The organism is Streptomyces sp. NPDC060184 (assembly GCF_042728795.1).
GTDB lineage: Bacteria > Actinomycetota > Actinomycetes > Streptomycetales > Streptomycetaceae > Streptomyces.
The window spans coordinates 100935-120684 of record NZ_JBHWYX010000015.1 but is presented as its reverse complement, the minus strand read 5'-3'; the positions used below and the strand labels follow the sequence as shown (position 1 = coordinate 120684).

At 65.2% G+C, this 19750-nt stretch carries 15 protein-coding genes; 13 read left to right on the top strand and 2 right to left on the bottom strand.

The genetic code is table 11. The features are described 5' to 3' along the window. Positions 1-7 precede the first annotated feature (7 nt). On the bottom strand, positions 8-958 hold the full coding sequence (locus ACFWEE_RS12905) for a hypothetical protein (RefSeq protein ID WP_386888642.1): 951 nt from the start codon (positions 956-958) through the stop codon (positions 8-10). Positions 959-1591: 633 nt separating this feature from the next. Here ACFWEE_RS12905 and ACFWEE_RS12900 point away from each other — a divergent pair. The 13 genes from ACFWEE_RS12900 (at position 1592) to ACFWEE_RS12840 (ending at position 18508) form a co-directional block, all read left to right on the top strand. Continuing rightward, complete coding sequence (locus ACFWEE_RS12900) at positions 1592-2653, top strand: MupA/Atu3671 family FMN-dependent luciferase-like monooxygenase (RefSeq protein WP_386888641.1); 1062 nt, start codon at positions 1592-1594, stop codon at positions 2651-2653. Continuing rightward, the gene (locus ACFWEE_RS12895; RefSeq protein ID WP_386888640.1) at positions 2650-3558 is read left to right on the top strand and encodes a glycosyltransferase family 8 protein; all 909 of its coding nucleotides are present in this window, start codon (positions 2650-2652) and stop codon (positions 3556-3558) included. Before ACFWEE_RS12900 ends, ACFWEE_RS12895 begins: the two co-directional genes overlap by 4 nt. A 65-nt stretch (positions 3559-3623) precedes the next feature. Continuing rightward, positions 3624-3875: a phosphopantetheine-binding protein gene (locus tag ACFWEE_RS12890; RefSeq protein ID WP_386888639.1), complete on the top strand. Its 252-nt coding sequence runs from the start codon at positions 3624-3626 to the stop codon at positions 3873-3875. A 66-nt stretch (positions 3876-3941) separates the two neighbouring features. Then, complete coding sequence (locus tag ACFWEE_RS12885) at positions 3942-5363, top strand: class I adenylate-forming enzyme family protein (RefSeq protein ID WP_386888638.1); 1422 nt, start codon at positions 3942-3944, stop codon at positions 5361-5363. Next, the gene (locus tag ACFWEE_RS12880; RefSeq protein WP_386888637.1) at positions 5360-5959 is read left to right on the top strand and encodes a chorismate--pyruvate lyase family protein; all 600 of its coding nucleotides are present in this window, start codon (positions 5360-5362) and stop codon (positions 5957-5959) included. The genes ACFWEE_RS12885 and ACFWEE_RS12880 overlap by 4 nt, the downstream gene beginning before the upstream one ends. A 130-nt stretch (positions 5960-6089) precedes the next feature. After that, entirely contained in the window at positions 6090-7913 is a 1824-nt protein-coding gene (locus tag ACFWEE_RS12875; protein ID WP_386888636.1) for an ABC transporter ATP-binding protein, read from the top strand. Next, complete coding sequence (locus tag ACFWEE_RS12870) at positions 7910-9784, top strand: ATP-binding cassette domain-containing protein (RefSeq protein WP_386888635.1); 1875 nt, start codon at positions 7910-7912, stop codon at positions 9782-9784. Before ACFWEE_RS12875 ends, ACFWEE_RS12870 begins: the two co-directional genes overlap by 4 nt. A gap of 36 nt (positions 9785-9820) precedes the next feature. Further along, positions 9821-10561 carry an SDR family oxidoreductase gene (locus tag ACFWEE_RS12865; RefSeq protein ID WP_386888634.1) on the top strand — a complete coding sequence of 247 codons (741 nt, stop codon included), beginning with the start codon at positions 9821-9823 and terminating at the stop codon, positions 10559-10561. Positions 10562-10643: 82 nt separating this feature from the next. Next, positions 10644-13241, top strand: coding sequence for a beta-ketoacyl synthase N-terminal-like domain-containing protein (locus ACFWEE_RS12860; RefSeq protein WP_386888633.1), 2598 nt, complete (start codon positions 10644-10646; stop codon positions 13239-13241). Next, on the top strand, positions 13238-14041 hold the full coding sequence (locus ACFWEE_RS12855) for an NDP-sugar synthase (RefSeq protein ID WP_386888632.1): 804 nt from the start codon (positions 13238-13240) through the stop codon (positions 14039-14041). The genes ACFWEE_RS12860 and ACFWEE_RS12855 overlap by 4 nt, the downstream gene beginning before the upstream one ends. Beyond that, positions 14023-15147 carry a CDP-glucose 4,6-dehydratase gene (rfbG, locus tag ACFWEE_RS12850; RefSeq protein WP_386888631.1) on the top strand — a complete coding sequence of 375 codons (1125 nt, stop codon included), beginning with the start codon at positions 14023-14025 and terminating at the stop codon, positions 15145-15147. The genes ACFWEE_RS12855 and rfbG overlap by 19 nt, the downstream gene beginning before the upstream one ends. Continuing rightward, a complete protein-coding gene (locus ACFWEE_RS12845; protein WP_386888630.1) occupies positions 15144-16445 on the top strand; it encodes a glycosyltransferase family 4 protein in 1302 nt (433 codons plus the stop codon). The genes rfbG and ACFWEE_RS12845 overlap by 4 nt, the downstream gene beginning before the upstream one ends. A gap of 131 nt (positions 16446-16576) precedes the next feature. Beyond that, positions 16577-18508: a B12-binding domain-containing radical SAM protein gene (locus tag ACFWEE_RS12840; RefSeq protein WP_386888629.1), complete on the top strand. Its 1932-nt coding sequence runs from the start codon at positions 16577-16579 to the stop codon at positions 18506-18508. 91 nt (positions 18509-18599) lie between these two features. On the opposite strand, the gene ACFWEE_RS12835 is transcribed toward ACFWEE_RS12840, so the two are convergent. Next, entirely contained in the window at positions 18600-19502 is a 903-nt protein-coding gene (locus ACFWEE_RS12835) for a transglutaminase domain-containing protein (RefSeq protein ID WP_386888628.1), read from the bottom strand. Between the last annotated feature and the right edge of the window lie 248 nt (positions 19503-19750).

The window sequence follows — 19750 nt, the reverse complement described above, 5'->3', positions numbered from 1 at the left end:
GAGCCGGTCATCCGAGGTCCGCCGGCGAGCACCGAGTGGTCAGCGACAGGACGGCGCAGGCCCCACGATGCGTGACCAGCCACACATCACGCTCCGCGACGCGCACCGTGCAACCGCCGATCGACCTGTACGGGGGCCAGTCAGCCGGGTTCAGCAGCGACCAATCGGTGAGGAGATGGAGCAGATGCGGATCGAGTGCGGTCCAGCTGTCCCCGTCGCGCACTTCCATCCAGGTATGGGTCATCGAGTACGGGAGGGCCAGGAAAATGCCGTTGCTGTAGCGCGCGTCCAAACCTCTGGCCCCGGCCTCGCGGGTCAGGAAGGCCGCGGCCAGGGCGCAGTCCGCGAGGCCGGTTTCTTCCAGGAAGCCGAGGTCAGCGCGTAGCGCCTCGGGCAGCAAGTGGTAGTGCAGAGGTCGCACCAGTTCGGCGAGCTCTCGCGCGTGCGGCGGTGCAGCGGACTCGGGCCGCGGCATGCGCCGGCGCAGTGTGCCTGAGCGCACCTCGTCGCGCGGTTCGTAACCTTCGAGCGAGCGCAGGGCATCACTGAGTTCGTAGGCGCAGCCGCCTGGGTGCCCGGGGGCGGGGCAGTGCGCTTCGACCTCCACCTCGAAGAAGCTCGACCCGGTGCCGGCCGTCACGCTCAACGAGTTGGCCCAGCCGCGCATGGCCATGGCCCGGGCATTGGGAAGGCGCAGGGCCAGGGCGACGTTGGCAAGGTCGATCCTGTCGTAGCGATGGGCGCCGTCCACGTGCTGCGACGGCAGGCCGAGGTCACCCAATTGGTTGAGAAGTGCCGGAGAGATGCCGTGTTCGCGGGCAGCGCGCCGTGCGTCCTGAACAAATTCGCGATGACGGCCGGGAACCCGGTGCAGACGATCGACAGCCTCTGCAACATGACCGCCAGTCATGCCCATAGCCGGGATATCAAGAGACATTGGCTGTTTGCTGGAGCGCATCTCAGGCAAGCTACGCATCGGGCGCAAGGTTGACCCTCTCGACGTAGTCCGTTATTCGCAAGAAGGTGGCGAAATCAGCGGGGCCACGGATTTCAACCGCCACCCAATTCGCACCTGCCACCCTACGGGACAAGGACTCTTTGCCTATTCGGCGAGTCTCCAAAACCCTAATCACGCCCACTCAGCCCCGTCAATACCATCTGCGCAACTGAAATTGAAAGTGCCACCTACAAGCCCAAGCGCGCCAATATCACCCACGATCGACATACGGACCGAATTTGCAAGCGATATCCCAAATCGCACAAAGAGTCACACTCGTCACGACGCGAGCGGCTCCGAACGCGCCGATCTGCCGCCAACAAGGCGCATATTGAATGTTTTGACCGATTCCGGGCGAGTGGCCGGCGAGGCAACGAGGGACGACCCCGCACCCTTGACAGTCCTCAGGTCGGCCTATAGTTTCATCACGAAACCGCTTTCTATCGATGTAGATCTACGCTTGGCGTCCCCGTACCCGAGCAGGCAGAAAGAGCCCGCGCCGAGTCCGACGAAAATTCGGCGGCCATAGGGACGAAGTACTGCCATTTCTACAGAGCCTGGAATTCCGGAGGCACACGACTCCGGGCAACCGAGATGCTCGATCAGGGGGTGATGATGGATACCAGTCTCATCTATTTCGCGAATCGCGTGGTAGGCGACGCCGAGGCAGAGTACGCTACGCTCGAAAAAGTCGCTCAATTTGCTGACGCGAATGACTTCTCGGCCATCTGGCTACCCGAGCGACATTTCCATCCATTTGGCGGAGCGTATCCGAATCCCGCGGTCATGGCAGGGGTTCTGGCCCGCTGTACGGGGCGTGTGCGTTTGCGTGCCGGCAGCGTCGTGGCTCCCCTCCACGATCCACTGGAGATCGTGGAGAACTGGGCGATGGTGGACAACCTGTCCAGCGGCCGGGTCGATCTGGCCCTCGCCTCCGGCTGGGTCGCCAATGACTTCGTACTCGCTCCGGGGCGATACGCCGAACGGCGTGAGCTGACCTTCGACGCGGTCGACGTGGTGCGCGGCGTCTGGGCGGGAAAGGAAATCGAGCGGGTCAACGGTGAGGGTGCGAGGACCGCCGTGCGTACCTACCCGCGACCGGTCCAGCCGGAGCTCAACGTGTGGGTCACGGCGGCCGGACACTCGACGACGTTCGAGCGGGCCGGCGCCGCCGGCCTCAATGTGCTGTCCGCGCTGCTGTTCCAGAACGTCACGACGCTGAAGGAGAACATCCGCACATATCGCACGGCCCGCGAAGAAGCCGGATACGACCCGCAGGGCGGCACCGTGACTGTCATGGCCCACACCCTCGTGGGAGCCGACGACCAGAGAGTGCGCGAGGTGATACGCGAGCCGTTCGAGGACTACCTGCGCTCCTCCTTCGAGCTCTGGCGACAGCAGTGGCCCGAGACGGCAGCCGCCGACGAGGACGCTGTCATCGCCATGGCGTTCGAGAGGTACTTCCGCACCGCGTCCTTGTTCGGCTCCGTCGACAAGTGCACAGCGTTCGCGCGAAGGCTTGCCGACTGCGGTGTGGACGAGATCGCCTGCCTGGTTGACTTCGGCGTGGACTCCGTGCAATTGCTCGAAGGGCTGCCGCACCTCAAGAAAGTGGCCGACGCGGTGCGAGACCGCCGGAACGGGGATCTCACATGAACCACGCGCAACAAGAAGTTGCTGAGCCGGTTCGCCGTCTGGTCTTCGCCGTCGACGAGTCGTACTGCCTGCCTTTGACCGTGGCATGGCTGTCCCTGCGCAGGACGAACCCCGAGCTGGCCGATCGGCTGCGCATCGATGTGCTGTATGAGGAGCTGTCCGACACGGCGGCAGACCGTCTGCGGCGCCACGCGGATCTGCTGCGGCTCCAGGTCACACTCCGTCCGGTGAGTCTTGAGCCCATCCGGTATCCGACCGGGTTCGGCGGGGCCAACGCGAACTATCTGCGTCTGGTGATTCCCGAGATCTACAGAGACTGCGACAAATTGCTGTATCTCGACTCCGATCTCGTCATCCGGGGTGACCTGGAAGGACTGCTGGGCACCGATCTCGGTGGCGCCCCCATCGGTGCGGTACGCGACCCCTTGAACCCGCTCGTCGGTCGAGGAAGAGCTCTGCCTGGCTGGTCGAAGCTGGGCATCCCGGCCGAGCGGGAATATTTCAACTCGGGCGTCCTGATGATCGATCCCCTCGCCTGCCGCTCAGAGCGCCTCTTCGAGCGGGCTCTCGCCTTCATCGCCTCTCACCCCGAGCACATTCGGCTCTGGGATCAGGACGCGCTCAACTGGGCCGCAGAGGATCGCTGGCACCGGCTGAATCCCCGGTGGAACGTCTTCCCGGTCTCGGCTCTGTTGCGCACTCCATGGGTCCGGTACACGACAGAGGACGTGACGCCCCTCGACGCACTCGACCGGCTCGAAGAAGAAGCAGCTGTGCTGCATTTCGCCAGTCCGGCCAAGCCCTGGAAGGGGCTGCTGCCCGAGTGTCCGTCGGCGGTGCTCTACGAGAAGCTCCTGGACGCCGTCCGCAAGGCCGACCACCAACTCGCGGCAGATCTCCGCTGACGCCGCCGAGCGCCTGTTCACCACGCGCTCGCAGAGCCCCATCCGACAAGAGAGGTAGATGCCACATGGCCGACCGCCAGGCTGTCCTGGAAACCGTCTTCGTGCGTCTGCGTGAAGTCATCCCCGCGCTGCGGGATGGCGATCCGGACGCGGAGAAGGACCTGCGCGAGTACCCCGAGTTCGACTCGCTGGGAGTTCTCGAAGTGCTGGTCTGGCTCGAGGAGGAGTTCTCGCTGACCATCCCGGACGAGGAACTCGTCGTGGACCGGTTCTGCACTCCGGGAAAGATCGCGGACTACGTCGTGGAGCACAGCTGACCATCCCGAGTGATGGCGGGGTCCGCGCTCGGCAGGCCCCGCCATCGACACCGCTCAGGAGTATCCATGCATTCCCAGGGAATCTTCGCGGCGGTGGCCGCCTCGTCCCCGACCGCCGCACTGATCACCGCTGACCGCACATGGACGCGCGACGAACTGCTTGCTGCTGCGGAGGACCTGTCCGAACGGCTCGGCCTCCACGCCCCTGGAGGCGTCGTCTTCGCCGAACTCGTTGATGCGGCGGCCACAGCGGTGGTGACGTTTGCCGCAGACCGCGCGGGGCTTTTCGTCGTCCACCGGGATCCGGGCGCGACCGCGGATTCACCGCGATCGGGGCCGGTCGTACGCGACAGCCCTCTGTCTTCGGGGCCCGGCCAGGTCACGTGGACGGCACCGTCCGGGGACGTCACCCTGGCGATCAGTACCACCTCGACGGACGGGTCGACGCCACACGACGACCTGTTGTCCGGCGGTGCACAAATCTTCCTCACCTCGGGTTCGACAGCCGCGCCGTCCGCGGTTGTTCGCCGGGCAGCCGCAGTGCTCGCAGACGCGCGCCGCGTCGCTCGAGCCCTTGACTACGCACCGGATGCACCAGTGGTCTGCGCGGCTCCACTCTTCCATGCGTACGGCTTCAACTACGGCCTGGTCGCTCCGCTCCTGGCCGGGGCGCCGGTCAGGGTGCTACCCGGGCGCAGCCTGCCATCACAGTGTGCTGCCGCCGCGCGCGAGCTCGGCGCCCGGACCCTGATCGCGTTGCCGGCACATTACCGCCTGCTGGCTACCGGCTCCGGCCAGGGGCATGCGGCCCGGGGACTCGACCGGCTGGGCGCCGCCGTCTCCGCGGGCGCCCCGCTGCCGCAGGCGCTGCTGGACCGGTCCGAGGACGGACTGGGCTTCCCGCTCTACAACTGCTACGGCTCCTCGGAGGCCGGGGCCGTGACCCTGACCCGGGTCGCCGCCGGACAGGAGCCGGGCGACATCGGCGAGCCCTTGCCGGGCATAAAGGCCCGTATCGAGGACGGAGAGCTCTGGATCCACACCTCTTCCCTTGCGCTCGGGCGTGCGGAGCCGAACACCCTCGCCGGCTTCGCTCCGCTGGCCGGACCCGACGGCTGGTACCGGACGGGTGACCTCGCTCGGCGCGACCCCACCGCCTCGGGGCGGCTGCGGCTCCTGGGGCGAGCCGCCACGGTGATCAACGTGGCCGGGGAGAAAGTCGCTCCGGCCGAGGTCGAGGAGATGATCGCGCGGTGCGAAGGCGTCCTCGACGTACAGGTGTCCGCAGCGTCTGATCCGGTCAGAGGCCAGGTGCCCACAGCCCGGGTCGTGCTCAGGCCGAGCGTTACGGAACGGCAGCTCGTCGCATGGTGCAGGGCGCGACTGGCACCCCAGCAGATGCCCCGCCGATTCGAGATCGTCGAATGGATCGCCCGTTCGGCGACCGGAAAGCCCCTGGCGGAGCCCGGGCCTCAGGAGTCACTGTGAAGCCTGCCGACGACAATCCCGCATCAGTATGTGCCTTCGACCAGCTCGGCGTGGTCGGCCGCATGCTGTTGACCACTGACGGCACGGTGACCACCATGCTCGAAGAGCTCGCGGGTGAACGCGTGAACGCTGTCGCCATGAACCATCGCGGGGCAGCACCGCGACACGTGCTCGACGCCTTGATGGGAGACGGTGCGTGCGGCGCCGTGCTGACCCGGTCCACCCAGCTCGTCAGCGCCACGACCGGAACCGTCCTCGTGTACGCCCGTGCCGTCCTCGCACCGGGTGCCCTGCCCGCCGTGGACCGTGATCTCTACGCCACCAGCGAGCCGATCGGCAGGCTTCTGCGACGCCATCGGGTGGAGACCTTCCGCGAACTGCGCACTGGGCGCCCGCTGTTCGACGGGGAGATTCCGGACCCACTGGACGAATGCGCGAGCGCCGCACCGGAACACGAAGAGCCCAGGCACGTCACCGGAGCCGTCCGCACGTATCGGATCCACGCCGGCGGTCGCCCGGCCATCTTCGTGGGAGAGGTGTTCACCGCGGCGTGTCTCGGTCTTGGCCACGCGCCGGAAGACGCGCTCACCAGGTGATCGCGATGCCTTCCGGTGACAGTGTCCGTCAACCGCAATCCCCCGATCTCTCCAGGCAGGATTCGAGTCAAATGATTCTGTACCGAACCGGATGCCCCCGGTGATCACTCAGATACGCCACCGTCCCGAAGTGGCCTTCTTCGCCTTTCTCACCCGGGTGAAACCCGCTCTGGGGGCCTCTTGGTGGGCGCTGGTCGTGGCGCGGGGAGTTCTGCCCGCCGTGTTCACCGTTCTCACCGGCGTGCTGGTCGGAGCGGTGCAGGATGGACGGTCACTCGTGGTGCCCCTGCTCTCGGCGGGGTCGACGTTCGTGGTGATCCAAATGCTGGCTCCCGTTCACGCACAGGTATGCAGCAACTTGGGTGACCGTCTCTCGGACCGCCTGCACTCGGTGCTGGCTCGCGCCTCGACCAGCCCTCCTGGCCTTGCCCACCTCGAATCACGAGAACTGACCGATCGTCTCGCCTTGGCCAAGGACTTCGACCTCGGAATCTCCGGCCCGCCCATGACGATCGCCATCGGCCTGATATCAGGAGGGGTGGTGGAGGCAGCAGCCGGACTGACGCAGTCCGCCATTCTCCTCGGCTACACCTGGTGGGCAGCCCCGTTGATCGCGGGTGCTTGGCTTTCCACGCACTGGCTGTTGCGCGAGAGCAGTTCCTGGGACCGGGACCAGCCCGAGGTGCTCGCCGCGCAACGCGGCGCCGATTACGCCTATCGCCTTGCCGTGGACGCACCGGCGGCCAAGGAACTGCGGATCTTCGGGCTGAGCGAGTGGACCGTGGCGCGGTTTGCTGCTGAGCGGCGCAAACTGGTCGAACTGCGCTGGCAGGCAACTCGGTTGCGCCGTCGGCCCCTTCGGTGGGCGGTGCTCGTCCTGCTCGTCGCCAACGGCCTGCTGTTCTGGTCGCTGGCCACGCACGCGTCCTCCGGTGGTCTGTCGGTCGGTGAGGCGGCCATGTTCGCGCAGGCCGCGCTCGGAGCCTCGGCGGTGGCCTTCGGCGGGATCAACTGGGCTCTGCCGCCCACCGCCGAATCTGTCGCCATTGCTCTGTCTCTGGATGACTCGATGCGGAAGGTTGGCGAACTGCCCTCGGGCGCAGTGCCGGCTGACGGCCTTCCCGCGCGCCGTATCAGGTTCCGTGACGTCAGTTTCCGGTATCCCGAGGGTCACCAGCAGGTGCTCGACGGGATCGACCTGACCATCGAGTCCGGCACCTCGCTCGCCATCGTCGGTGTGAACGGAGCGGGAAAGACGACCCTGGCGAAGCTCCTGTGTCGCCTCTACGACCCCACCGGCGGGACGATCGAAGTGGACGGCATCGACCTGCGGGAGTTCGACCTGGGGTCCTGGCGTCACCGCGTCACAGCGGTCTTCCAGGAGTTTCTGCGCTATCACTTGCCGCTGCGTGACAACGTCGCGCCGAACGGCGCACCCGACCACGTCATCGAAGCGGCGCTGCACGATGCCGGAGCGGCAGGCCTCGCCTCGCTCGACACCGTTCTCTCAAGTGCCTACGAGGGCGGCACCGATCTGTCCGGTGGGCAGTGGCAGCGCGTGGCCATCGCCCGTGCCGTGGCGGCAGTCCGGACCGGCGCCGGGCTAGTCATTCTCGACGAGCCCACCGCGCAACTGGACGTCCGGGGAGAGGCCGCGGCCTTCCAAAGGATTCTGGAGTCGACTCGTGGGGTGACGACCATCCTGATCTCGCACCGGTTCTCCACCGTCCGTCACGCAGATCGGATCTGTGTGCTCGAACACGGCCGGATCGTCGAGCTCGGAACGCATACGGAGCTCATGGCCGCCGGTGACCGCTACCACGAGCTCTACACACTGCAGGCTTCGCGGTTCTCCGAGGAACCGGACGACGCCGATCCGGACGAGCCCGTCCCGGCGGCACCTCCCGCCGCCCACAGCGCGGGCGCACGCGATGCTGAGGGGGACGTGGCATGAACGGCGAGCAGCTCATGCCGCTGCCCGGCAGCCTGACCTCACTGCAGCGTTCTCTGCGGATGGGCTGGCGCACCAGTCCCGGCCTCATCCTCGTCGCCTTCCTCACGACGCTCGCCGGCGCGATACCGGACGCGTTGTTCGCGTGGGGCCTTGCCGAGTTCGCCGGAGCGGTGATCGACGGCAACCACGGCAAGATCGCCTTCGATTCGGCGTTGCTCGCGGCGATGGCGGCCTGCAACTGGGTTCTTCGGACGGTCGGCAGCCGGATCAACCGGCGTTTCGCCGACCGGGCATCGGTCGACATCGAGTCGCACATAGCCGAGCTGCAGGCGAGCGTTTCGACAATCGAGCACCATGAGCGGCCGGACCAGCTCGACCGGATATCCGTGCTGAGAGAGCACGCTCCGGCCCTGAGCGACTTGTATCAACAGCTGTTCAATCTGCTCGGGGCAATCGTCCGGCTGGTCGTCACGCTCGGGCTGCTGCTCTCGGTGAACGCGTTCCTCGTCGTGCTCGGGCTGTTCGCCGTTCCGGCGGTGCTGGTCTCGGGTCGGCGTGCCACCGCGGAGAAGCGTGTGGAGGAAGCCGGGACGCCTCATGTCCGACTGGCCAGGCACCTGTTCCTGCTGGCCACGTCGGCGGTCAGCGGGAAGGAACTGCGCGTCGCGGAAACCGGCGTACGTGTGGGCGACCTGCGGCACGAGGCCTGGTGGCGGTATTACCGCCCGCTGGCTCGGGCGCGCTGGATCAGCGCGCTGTGGCAGGCCGCCGCCCAGGCATGCTTCGGCGCTGCCTTCGTCGGGGCCGTGGCCTACGTGGCGACGCACGGCAACAATCGAGCGGGGGCCGTACTTCTCGTCCTCACAGCAAGCAGTCGGCTGTCCGCCTATCTGGGGCAGACCATCGGCCAGATGCACTTCTTCCGCACGATCTGGCTCGACTGCTCGCGCAAGTTGGCCTGGCTTGAGGACTACGCCGAGGCACGCACCACGGACGTGAACGGGCCTGCACCTCTGCGTCTGCACGAGGGCATTCGTCTCGACGCGCTGAGTTTCCGCTACCCCGGGACCGAGGAGCTCGTCCTCGACGACGTCAGCCTCCTGCTTCCCGCCGGGGCCGTCGTAGCGGTGGTGGGTGAGAACGGCTCGGGGAAGTCCACACTGGTGAAACTGCTGTGCGGGCTGTACAGGCCGACCTCCGGCCGCGTCACACTCGATGACCGTGACCTGGCCGGCATCCATGCCTCCTCCTGGCGGCGCCGGGTGACGGGAGCCTTCCAGGACTTCTTCTCGTTCGAGTTCCGGGTGAGCCGTTCGGTCGGCATCGGCGACCTGTCGCGCTCGGACGACGAGGAAGCCGTCCAGACGGCCCTGGCGAAGGCCGGAGCCGCTGAGTTCACGCAAAAGCTGTCCGACGGCGTCGAGACCCAGTTGGGGGCCGCTTGGCCCGACGGAGCCGATCTCTCACACGGGCAATGGCAGCGCATTGCACTGGCCCGGGGGTTCATGCGGGTGAGCCCTCTGCTGACCGTGCTGGACGAACCGACCTCTGCGGTGGACGCCGAAACGGAGCACGCGCTTTTCATCCGCTACGCCGACCTCGCGCGGGCGGGCGCCGAGACGGGCACGGGCGGGGTCACGCTTCTAGTGTCGCATCGCTTCTCAACCGTCCGGATGGCTGACCTGATCATCGTGCTGCACGACGCACGTGCCGTGGAATACGGCACGCACCACCAGTTGATGGGCCTCGGTGGGCACTACGCGCAGCTCTACAAGATCCAGGCCGATGCGTACCGGGCGGGCTTCACGGAGCCCGTTGAGGCGACTTCGGACGGTCCGGACGAGGTTGTCCATTCACCGACCAATGGCTGAGCGGACCGCTATGGCCTTTCGAAGCGGAGGAGCAACATGTCGCAACTCACGGGGACCACGGCCTTGGTGACCGGGGGCGCGCGCGGCATCGGCCGCGGGATAGTCGAGCGCCTCGCCGCAGACGGAGCCTTTGTCGTCTTCGGCTATCTGAATCGCGAGGATGCCGCAGCCGAGACAGTCGCCCGGGTCCGACAGCGAAACGGTCGTGCGCTGGCCGTGCGGGCCGACCTGACCCGGCCGGTCGAGATTGAGCACTTGTTCGTCGAGGCGGAGAAAGCCGGATCGGGCCTGAACCACTTCGTCAACAACGCGGGCACCATGCTCCGCTCGAAGATCGCAGAGACGACGGAGGAGCAGTTCGACGCGATCATGTCCCTCAACGTCAAAGCCGCCTTCTTCGCGCATCAGCAGGCAGCCCGCAGGCTCCTGGACGGCGGGCGGATCGTGAACATCTCTTCCACTGCCACGGTGCTGGCCCAGCCGAACCAAGCCGCCTACTCCATGAGCAAGGCAGCGCTGGATCAGCTGACCCGGGTCGCGGCCAAGGAACTCGCCGGACGCGGCATCACGGTCAACACGGTGGCCCCCGGTGCGGTCGAGACGGACGAACTGCGCGCGGACATTCAGCCGGCGGCGCTGGAACGCTGGCGGCGGGCCAGCGCGTTCGGCCGGCTGGGACAGCCTGATGACATCGCAGACGTAGTGGGTTTCCTGTTGTCCGAGGACGCGCGCTGGATCACCGGCCAGAACATTCGCGCGGCAGGGGGGGCCGCCTGACAGAGGCTCCCCCTCCTCGCTTGCCTCTGGTCCCTCTCCACGCTTTACCGGGAGTGACCCACCAACGACCTTAAGGATCCCGATGGTGCCACCAGACCCGCTGAGTTCCTCTGACGGCCCTTCACCTGATGTCATACGGTACGTCCGCGGCGTCGTAGCGATGGTGACCGGCCAGGAGGCGAGTGCCCTTCCCGACGCGCTGGATCAGCTGGGACTGGACTCACTGAGCCGGATGAACGTCACCGTTCAATTCGAACAGGATCTCGGTCCCGTACATCCCACCCTGTTGTTCGAGCACCGGACCATCACCGAGGTGGCGGAAGCCCTCGTCAACCTGCACCCCACCACCCTCGCCCACCGGCTGGGCCCGTCCTCCGTACCGCCGGAGCCCGCGCCGCCGGATCGCAGGCAGCATTCCGTTTCGGATACGGCGGCCGGGTTCTGCGCGGCCACCGGGTCGTCGACGGAGTACTCGGACGAGGACATCGCAGTGATCGGCGTCGATGGCCGGTACCCAGGTTCGCCGGACATGGACGCCTTCTGGGAGACGCTGCGCTCAGGAGCGGATCGAGTCACCGAAATCCCGTCGGATCGATGGGACTGGCGCCGGTATCACGATCCACGTCGAGGACAGGCTCAGAAGAGCTACGGGAGATGGGGCGGGTTTCTGGACGATGTCGCCGGATTCGACGCGCACTTCTTCAACATCCTGCCCAGCGATGCCGAAGAGATGGATCCCCAGGAGCGCATTCTCCTGGAGACCGTGTGGAACCTGCTGGAGGAAACGGGATACCTGGGCCCGTCCCGTCACGAGAGGTCGACCGGCGTATTCATGGGGAGCATGTACGACACCTACGGCCGCATGGGCGCGACCGGGTGGGCCAGGGGGCGACTCGTCGGACCCGATGCGCAGCCCTGGCTGCTCGCCAACCGGATCTCCTACCAGTTTGACTTCCAGGGGCCGAGCTACGCGGTCAATTCCGCGTGTTCCTCCTCCCTCACCGCGGTCCATCTCGCGTGCGAGAGCCTCCGTCGCGGAGAGGCCCGCATGGCCATCGCGGGCGGGGCGAACCTGATCCTGCATCCGTCACACGTGGTCGGCCTGGCAGCGATGAACATGCTCGCCGCCGATGGACGCTGCAAGGTCTTCGATGCGCGCGCGGACGGCTTCGTTCCCGGCGAGGGCGTGGGCGTGGTGCTGCTCAAAACGCTGCGGTCGGCCGTGGCCGACCAGGATCGGATCTGGGGAGTGATCAGAGCAAGTGCCGTGAACACGGCGGGACGCACGTCCGGCTTCACCGTGCCGAATCCCGCGGCACAGGCCGATGTACTGGCCGAAGCAGTGCGACGGGCAGGCGTCTCGCCGGACACCATCAGCTACATCGAGGCGCATGGAACGGGTACGGAGCTGGGCGACCCCATCGAAATGGCGGGTATCAACGCCGCGTTCAACGACGCGGTATCGGGCGCCGCCGGGAGCACCAGTCCGGCGCGCTGCGCCGTAGGGTCCGTCAAGGCGAACATCGGTCACCTCGAAGGAGCATCCGGAATCGCCGGACTGACCAAAGTTCTGCTGCAGCTGCAGCACGGCCAGATCGCTCCCTGCGTCAACCTGGACGAGATCAACCCGAAGATCGACACGGGATCCGGGCGCTTCTTCTTCCCTCTTGAACTCACGGACTGGACTCCCCGGCCCGGTGTACCCCGGCGTGCGGGGGTCAGCGCGTTCGGAGCGGGCGGATCCAACGTGCATCTGATCGTCGAGGAGTACCCGGGCGGGCGGACCGCCCCGTCGCAGGAGGACGCGGAGAGCCATGGGGTCGAGGTGTTCCTGCTGTCAGCGAAGACCGAGCCTCAACTTCGCGCCTTGGCGGAGCTGACTGCCGAACTGCTGGAGTCGGGACCGGCACCGTCGTTGCGCTCGCTCGCCCATACCTCCCAGACCCGTCGCAAGGAGATGCCTACGCGGCTCGCCGTGCCGGCCCGGAGCGTGGAAGACCTGGCCGTCGCGCTCCGCGCCTTCGTCAGCGGGAGCACCTCGCCGGAGATCCACCACGGCGTCGTGGGACCGGACGGTGCGGACGGGCTCGCGTTGGCGGGAGAGGAGGGCGCCGCGTTCCTGGAGGCTCTCTGTGTGAACAGGCGTCTGACGCCCCTGGCCCGGCTGTGGGTTCAAGGCGCCGGCATCGACTGGTCACGGCTCTGGCCCGGGCCGACGCCCGTCCCCGTACGACTTCCGCCCTACCCTTTCACCCGGAAACGCTATTGGGTGCCGGCCGAGGATCAGCTCGCCCCGGCCACACCTGCGCCGACCGAACCACGACGGCCCCGGGGAACCGATCCGGAAGCCACGTCGGCAGCCAGCCATCCCGCTCCCGCCTCACCGCTGCCCCCGGATGCTTCCTCCTTGCACCACGCCATCAAGCGTGAACTGCGCCTCATCGCATCGGCCTACCTCTTGGTTGACGAGTCCGAGGTGGACACGGAAGCCGAGTTGATGGACCTCGGGTTCGATTCGATCTCCCTGGTGAGTTTGATCGGGCAGGTGTGCGACACCTACGGGGTGGACCTCGACGCCTTCATCGTCTTCGACCATCCATCACTCGGGGCGCTGGCTCGCCATTTGGAGGCCGAGCACCACGCGGCGACAGCCACACATCACAGAGGAAGCACATCGTGACGGTCCCAGAAACAGCCCCGACCACCAAGTCGCTCCCGGTCATGCTGCTCTGCGGCGGCCTGGGGCTGAGACAGCGCACCAATACGGACGACACGCCCAAGCCGTTGCGGGCGCTCCCGGACGGCAGAGCCCTGCTGCTCCACGTGCTCGACTACTACCAGGCCTCCGGTCGCGACGAGTTCGTTCTCTGCGTCGGTTACGGGGCAGACGCCATTCGGCAGGTCCTACTGGCCGATTACGGCGTACGCCCGCAGGACGTCGAGACGGGAGCGAATTGGCACCGGTTCACCACGGACCGCGCCCGGATCACTCTGGTCGACAGCGGGCCGCATGCGGAGAAGTCCAAGCGCATGCTCGATGCCCGGCCACACATCGGTGGCAGGCCCTTCTTCCTGGGATACGCGGACGTGCTCTCCGACTTCGACCTGGGCGCCCTTGTCACTCTGTACGAGGGGACGGACGCGACCGTCGTACTCGCTGCCACCCGGGTCCGATCGCGCTACGGAGAACTGACCGCCGGCGCGGACGACTTGGTGACCTCCTTCGCGGAGAAACCATTGCGCCCCGAACTGGTGTCGGCCGGCTACTTCCTGTGCGCGCCCGAACTCCTGGCGGAACTGGCCGACTCGGAGGTGCCGCCCGAGTTCGAAGACGATGTCCTGCCGAAGCTGGTGGCGCGAAGCCGCGTTCGGGCCGTGGTTCATCAGGGCCTGTGGCTGCCCTTTGACACATACAAGGATTTCACCGAGGCGGAGAGCCTCATAGCCAGGGAGGGACGCCCATGGCTGACCGCGGTCTGAGCCAGTACTGGGAAGGCCGACGAGTCATGATCACCGGCTACAGCGGGTTCATCGGCTCCTGGCTGGCGCTGACGCTGCGCCGGTTCGGCGCCGAAGTCGACGGGCTGGCCCTCAACGCGGACGCGGCCACCAAGCAGCGCCACGACTGGCTCACTGCGCACGGCGTCACGGGTCACGTCGGCAACATCGTGGACTACGACGCCGTATCCCAGGCCCTGGCCGGTGCCCCCTATGACGCAGTCTTCCACCTGGCCGCCCAACCCCTGGTGCGCGCCGGGCTGGAGGACCCGCACGGGACTCTCACCACCAATGTCACCGGATCCATCAACATTCTCGAAGCGGCTCGTCAACACCGGCCGGCAGTCCTCGTCCACGTCACGTCGGACAAGTGCTATCGCAACCACGGATGGCCCTGGCCGTACCGGGAGACCGATGAGATCGGCGGCGGCTGCCCTTACAGCGTCTCCAAGGCCGCGGCGGAGATCATCTTCGAAGGCTACGCAGACCTCTTCGAAGAAGCCGGCCCACGTGCCGCCACCGTGCGCTTCGGGAATGTCATCGGCGGTGGTGATCACGCCGACCGTCGGCTTGTACCGGACACCCTCGCAGCACTGACCGCCAATGCGCCCATCGAGCTGCGCAACGCTGCGGCGGTGCGCCCCTGGCAGCACGTCCTCGATGTGGTGCACGGCATGCTGCTCCTCGCCCAGGCGCTTTCCACGGGTGCCGTGGCGCCCGCCAGAGTGCTCAACTTCGCTCCTCCCGGTGACGGCGCGACCTCGCGAGAGCTGGCATCAGCGCTCGCCACGCACTGGGCGGCAACCGACCAGAGCGATGCGGTATCGGTGGCCGCCCTTGTACGGGCCCAGCCCGATCCCGGCTTCGCCGAAGAGGAGGTGCTTCGTCTGGACGGCCGCAGAGCAGCCTCCGAACTCAGCTGGCGTCATCGCCTCGGACTCAATGAGGCCGCGGCGGAAATCGTCGCATGGCATCGCATGCTCCTGGACGGGCTGTCCGCCGACGCGGCCACAACGACACAGATCGCCCGGTACTTCGACCTTGAGCACCAGGTCTCATCCAACCTCGCCGAGGAATGTCAGACATGAACGGCACACGCAGCATTTTCATACTGTCGCGGGAGTACCCGCCCAGCACGGTGGGCGGCACCAGCACGGTCGCCCGTAACCTGGCCATCGGCATGACCGCCAACGAATGGCGCGTGCATGTCGTGACGGCCCACGTCGGTTCCGAAGACGTCCGGGAGCACATCGACGGGATCTCCGTCCTCAGAGTCGGGACCGGTCTCGTCTACAACCAGGGGACCGGGCTCCGCGATCAGAGTCTGCGTGCTCATCGAAAGATTCACGCTGCTGCCGAACGTCTGGCCCAAGAGGTGGGTGTTCCCGACCTTCTGGCGATCCCCGACATCTTCTGCTATCCAGAGGCAGCCAGGCTCGCGCAGAAATATTCGCTGCCCCTGATGAATGTTCTGCTTCAGGACTTCCGGGCGATCACACCCTATGACCGCGGCAGCCACCAGGTGACCAACGGCGTCACCGCCGACCGTGAGCACCTGCTCCGCATCGAGGAGAAGGCACTGCGCGGCAGTGACCACACGGTCTTCATCAGCGAGGCCCTGCGTGACGCCATCGGATCCTATTACCCGGACCTCAGGGCCCCGAGCCAAGTGGTGCACTTGGGTATCGACAGCTCCGAAATCGCCGCGGTCGAAGACGACCTGGGGCGGATCGATCGGCGCACACGTCTGCAAGCGGTTGTCGGGCCTGGGGTTCCCCTCCTGGTGGCCTGCGGCCGATTGGTGCCGGTGAAGGGTTTCTCCGTACTGCTGGAGGCCCTGGCCCGTCTGGGGCCGGTGCAGCGACCCCACGCGTCGCCGGCACAGCCGCATCTGGCATTGATCGGCGTCGGCCCCGAAGAAGCGCACTTGCGACGTCGGGCCGCGAAACTCGGGCTGGAGCGACACGTCACGTTCCTCGGCGACATCCCCCGTCACGAAGCCCTTGGCTGGATGTCGGTCGCGGATGTGGCGGTTGTTCCAAGTCTGTGGGAATCGTTCTGCTACGTGTGCGCCGAGATGATGGCTCTCGGTCGGCCTGTCGTGGCCAGTCATGTTGATTCCCTGCGCGAACTCATACCTGACGACTCATTCGGCTACCGGGTGCCGGTAGTCGGCCCATCCGGAAGTCGACATATAGGTCCGGATGCCCTGGCGGGGTGCCTCCGCGCGGCCCTCGAGCATCCAGTGGAGGCGACCGCACGCGGGATGCGAGCCCGAGATCGGATCATGGAGAACTTCACGAACGAGCGCTTCGGGCAGAGGATCTCCACTATCGGAATCCAACTGATCGAAGCTCGTGCAGGCAGAATCCCGTCGGACTCCTGACGCTCCACGCAGCGCAGTCGCGCGGAGCGATCCTCTGCGCGCCGCGCCACCAGTTTCGAGATATTTTCAACTCCGACAATATTTCCCGACTTGCGCGCATTCCTCTATTTTCAGATGAGCGGAGAGCACGAGTGACCAAGAGTAACGTCTACCTCGCCCAAGTCAACAACAACTTCGGCGACATGGCATTCCTGCCGTATTCGGTTGGCATGCTTCAGGCCTACTGCATGACGCAGCCCGACATAACCGAGGCATTCAACTTCATGCCATTCGTATTCCTGCGCGAGAATGTGCAGAGGGTAGCCCGGCAGATGGACCATCCGGACGTGATCGGCCTATCCTGTTACATATGGAACTGGGAGTACAACCGGGAGCTCGCCCGTGCGGTCCGCGAAATGTATCCGGATTGCCTCATCGTGATGGGGGGCCCGCAGGTCCCGGTGAACTCAACAAGCTTTTTCCAGGAGAACCCGACAGTGGACATCCTGGTGCATCACGAGGGCGAGCAGGCCTTCGCAGAAATCTTGCGGGCACGGATGACCGATGGAAACTACTTCGACATTTCCGGGTTGAGCGTTCGGGGCGAGGACAGGAAATCCATACAGACAGCCGAGCGTGGACGAGTCGTCGACCTCGATGGGCTGCCATCCCCCTATCTCAACGGAATTTTTGATTATCTTCTGACCCTTCCCTACCGATGGAGCGTCAGCCAGGAAACGAATCGGGGATGCCCATACTCGTGCGCCTTCTGCGACTGGGGATCTGCAGTATTCACGAAGTTGCGACAATTTTCCACCGAGCGACTCCTCGCCGAGATCGAGTGGTTCGGTCGAGCCGAAATCGACACCATCTACAACTGTGACGCCAACTTTGGGATCTTGGGGAGGGATTCTGAACTGGCTACGAATCTGGCAAGCGCGCGGAAACAGTACGGCTACCCTGCACAGTTTCGAACGGCGTACGCCAAGAAGAGCAACGAAACCGTCTTCACCATCGCCAGCACTCTGCATGACGCAGGGCTTGAGCGGGGCGTTACGCTCAGCATGCAGAGCATGAGTGACAACACGCTGTTGGCCATCAACCGACGCAATATCAAACAGGACAATCTCGGAGAATTGATCCGCCGCTACCGCGAGCACCAAATTCCCACTTACACTGAGATCATCCTGGGCCTGCCGGGTGAGACGGCGCAGAGTTTCCGAAGCGGCGTGGGCAGGCTTCTCGAACTGGGACAGCACGAGGCCCTGCTCATCTATCTGTGCGAGGTACTGCCGAACTCTGAACTGGGCAACGCCGGCTACCGGGAATCCCACGGCGTTCGCAGCGTTCACATGCCACTCCTCCTGGCCTATGTCACTCCCAACGAAGACGATGTGACCGAGTTCGTCGATGTAGTCGTCGAAACGGCGGCCATGTCCGTGGACGAGTGGCGGGACTCACTCGTATTTTCCTGGTTCGTTCAATGCTTTCACTGCCTGAACGTGACGCAGAGCATTGCCGTATTTCTGAACGCGTATCGCGGTCTTCCCTACGAAGTCTTCTACGAAGAATTGATCCGGTTTGCCTCGACAGGAGATTCAACAATACTTCGGGATATCCGACGGGAGGCCCAAGAGATAGCTCGTGGCGGCGTCAACGGCCAAGCAATGGGGCGGATCGCGCCGGACTTCGGCGACATCGTGTGGAATCCAGAGGAGGCATTCTTTCTGCGCCTGATCCGCTCGAAGACCGTTGTCTACTCGGAGATCGAAAACTTCCTCGCGCAACTCAACGCCAACCACGGCCTGGATCTGTCTGAAGAGTTGCAGAGTGACCTCATCACGTTTCAGCTGGCCAGTCTCGTCGCACCTTCCGAGTCGGCGGACGTCGTCGTAAATCTAGGCCACCGGCTGACGGACTTCTTCGCTCACGCGTACCGTGGTGAGACTCCGTCACTCAAAAGCGAAAACCATGACATGGTCCTCACGTCGGGCCGCGAATACTCCGGGCTGGAGAACTACGCTCTGGACGCAGTTCGTTACGGTCGCAAGAACAACGGGCTTCGCCGCTCAACCAAGGCCTAGCGGTGAGGCAGGCACCGGCGTGCGCGGTACAACAACTGAACAAACGACCTGCCCCGAGACCCCTCGTGGTCCAGCATCATTCTGAGCAAAATCAAGCGGCCACTCGGGCTGTCATGCCAACGGGAATTCCCTGGCCACGGTGGAAAGCAAGCGGAAAGTTCATCTCGTACGTGGAGTTAAGCCGCCAGAGTACATTGCGCGGCGAATGCGACAGAGGCCAATCCTCGACTCTCAGTATCCCCCACTGCTGAAGGTTATGCAGAAAGAAGGGATCTGCGGCAATCCAACTGGAATCGATCTCCACTTCAAACCAGACGTGCAGGATGGGATACGGCACCCCGATGAATATTCCCGATGCCGGCCGAGCAACAAAGCCTGCTTCCGTGGCAAGGCGGACGAGGTGACGGCTGGCCGACCTGCAATCCGCCAGTTTCGTCTCGCGGAGAAATCCAGGGTCTCCGGCCAGATTCTCCGTAAGCTTGTGAAATCGGAGCTCCTGGGCGCACCCGACGACAGGGTCGAAAGCTGCTCCGAAATCGTAGGATCGATCGGACAGGTGCGCCTCAAGGAGTATCTTTCCATCCTTGGGCGCCCCCTTCGTCGTGAGCGCATGATCTGCCATCCGGGAGCTCAGCTTGAAGTCGCAGGAGCCTTCGTGACCTGGCTCCGGGCACTTGCAATCCATACCGACCTCACGAATATTCGTCGCGAAGTGTCGGGAGCTCCTCAAGGATCTGCTCCACAGGCGCATACCCGCCCACTGCGAAGAGGGGAGACGCAGATCGAGTCCAATGTTCTGCAAGTCAAGTGCGTCGAAGAGGAGATCGGGACCAGTGCCGATACAGGGAAGCCCGACATCCAGCAGATTTTCCATGGTTTCTGCATCGATGCCGTACAAGCGTGTTGCTTCATCGATTCCAGTGGAAAAGGAACGGTGCTCGTCGGGCACGAGAAGCACCTTGTCCACTACAGAACCGACATGACGCTGGAACATGTGTCACCTCGACGCACGCGATATCGATCGGAGTGTCAATACTCCCAGGTCGGCAACGCGGACACAAGTCTCTCCCTTCTTCCTCCTCGAACAATGTGACCGGCATCCACGTGGCTGCGGGGGCGGCCTGCCCGTCAGCCGCAAAAAGAGCCGTCACCGGTCGACGATTCGGCACAGAACTCTCTAAAGTCGCAGCCAGGCAGCGCGTAATCACCGGGCACGGCCGCACATGCCCCGATCACATGCAG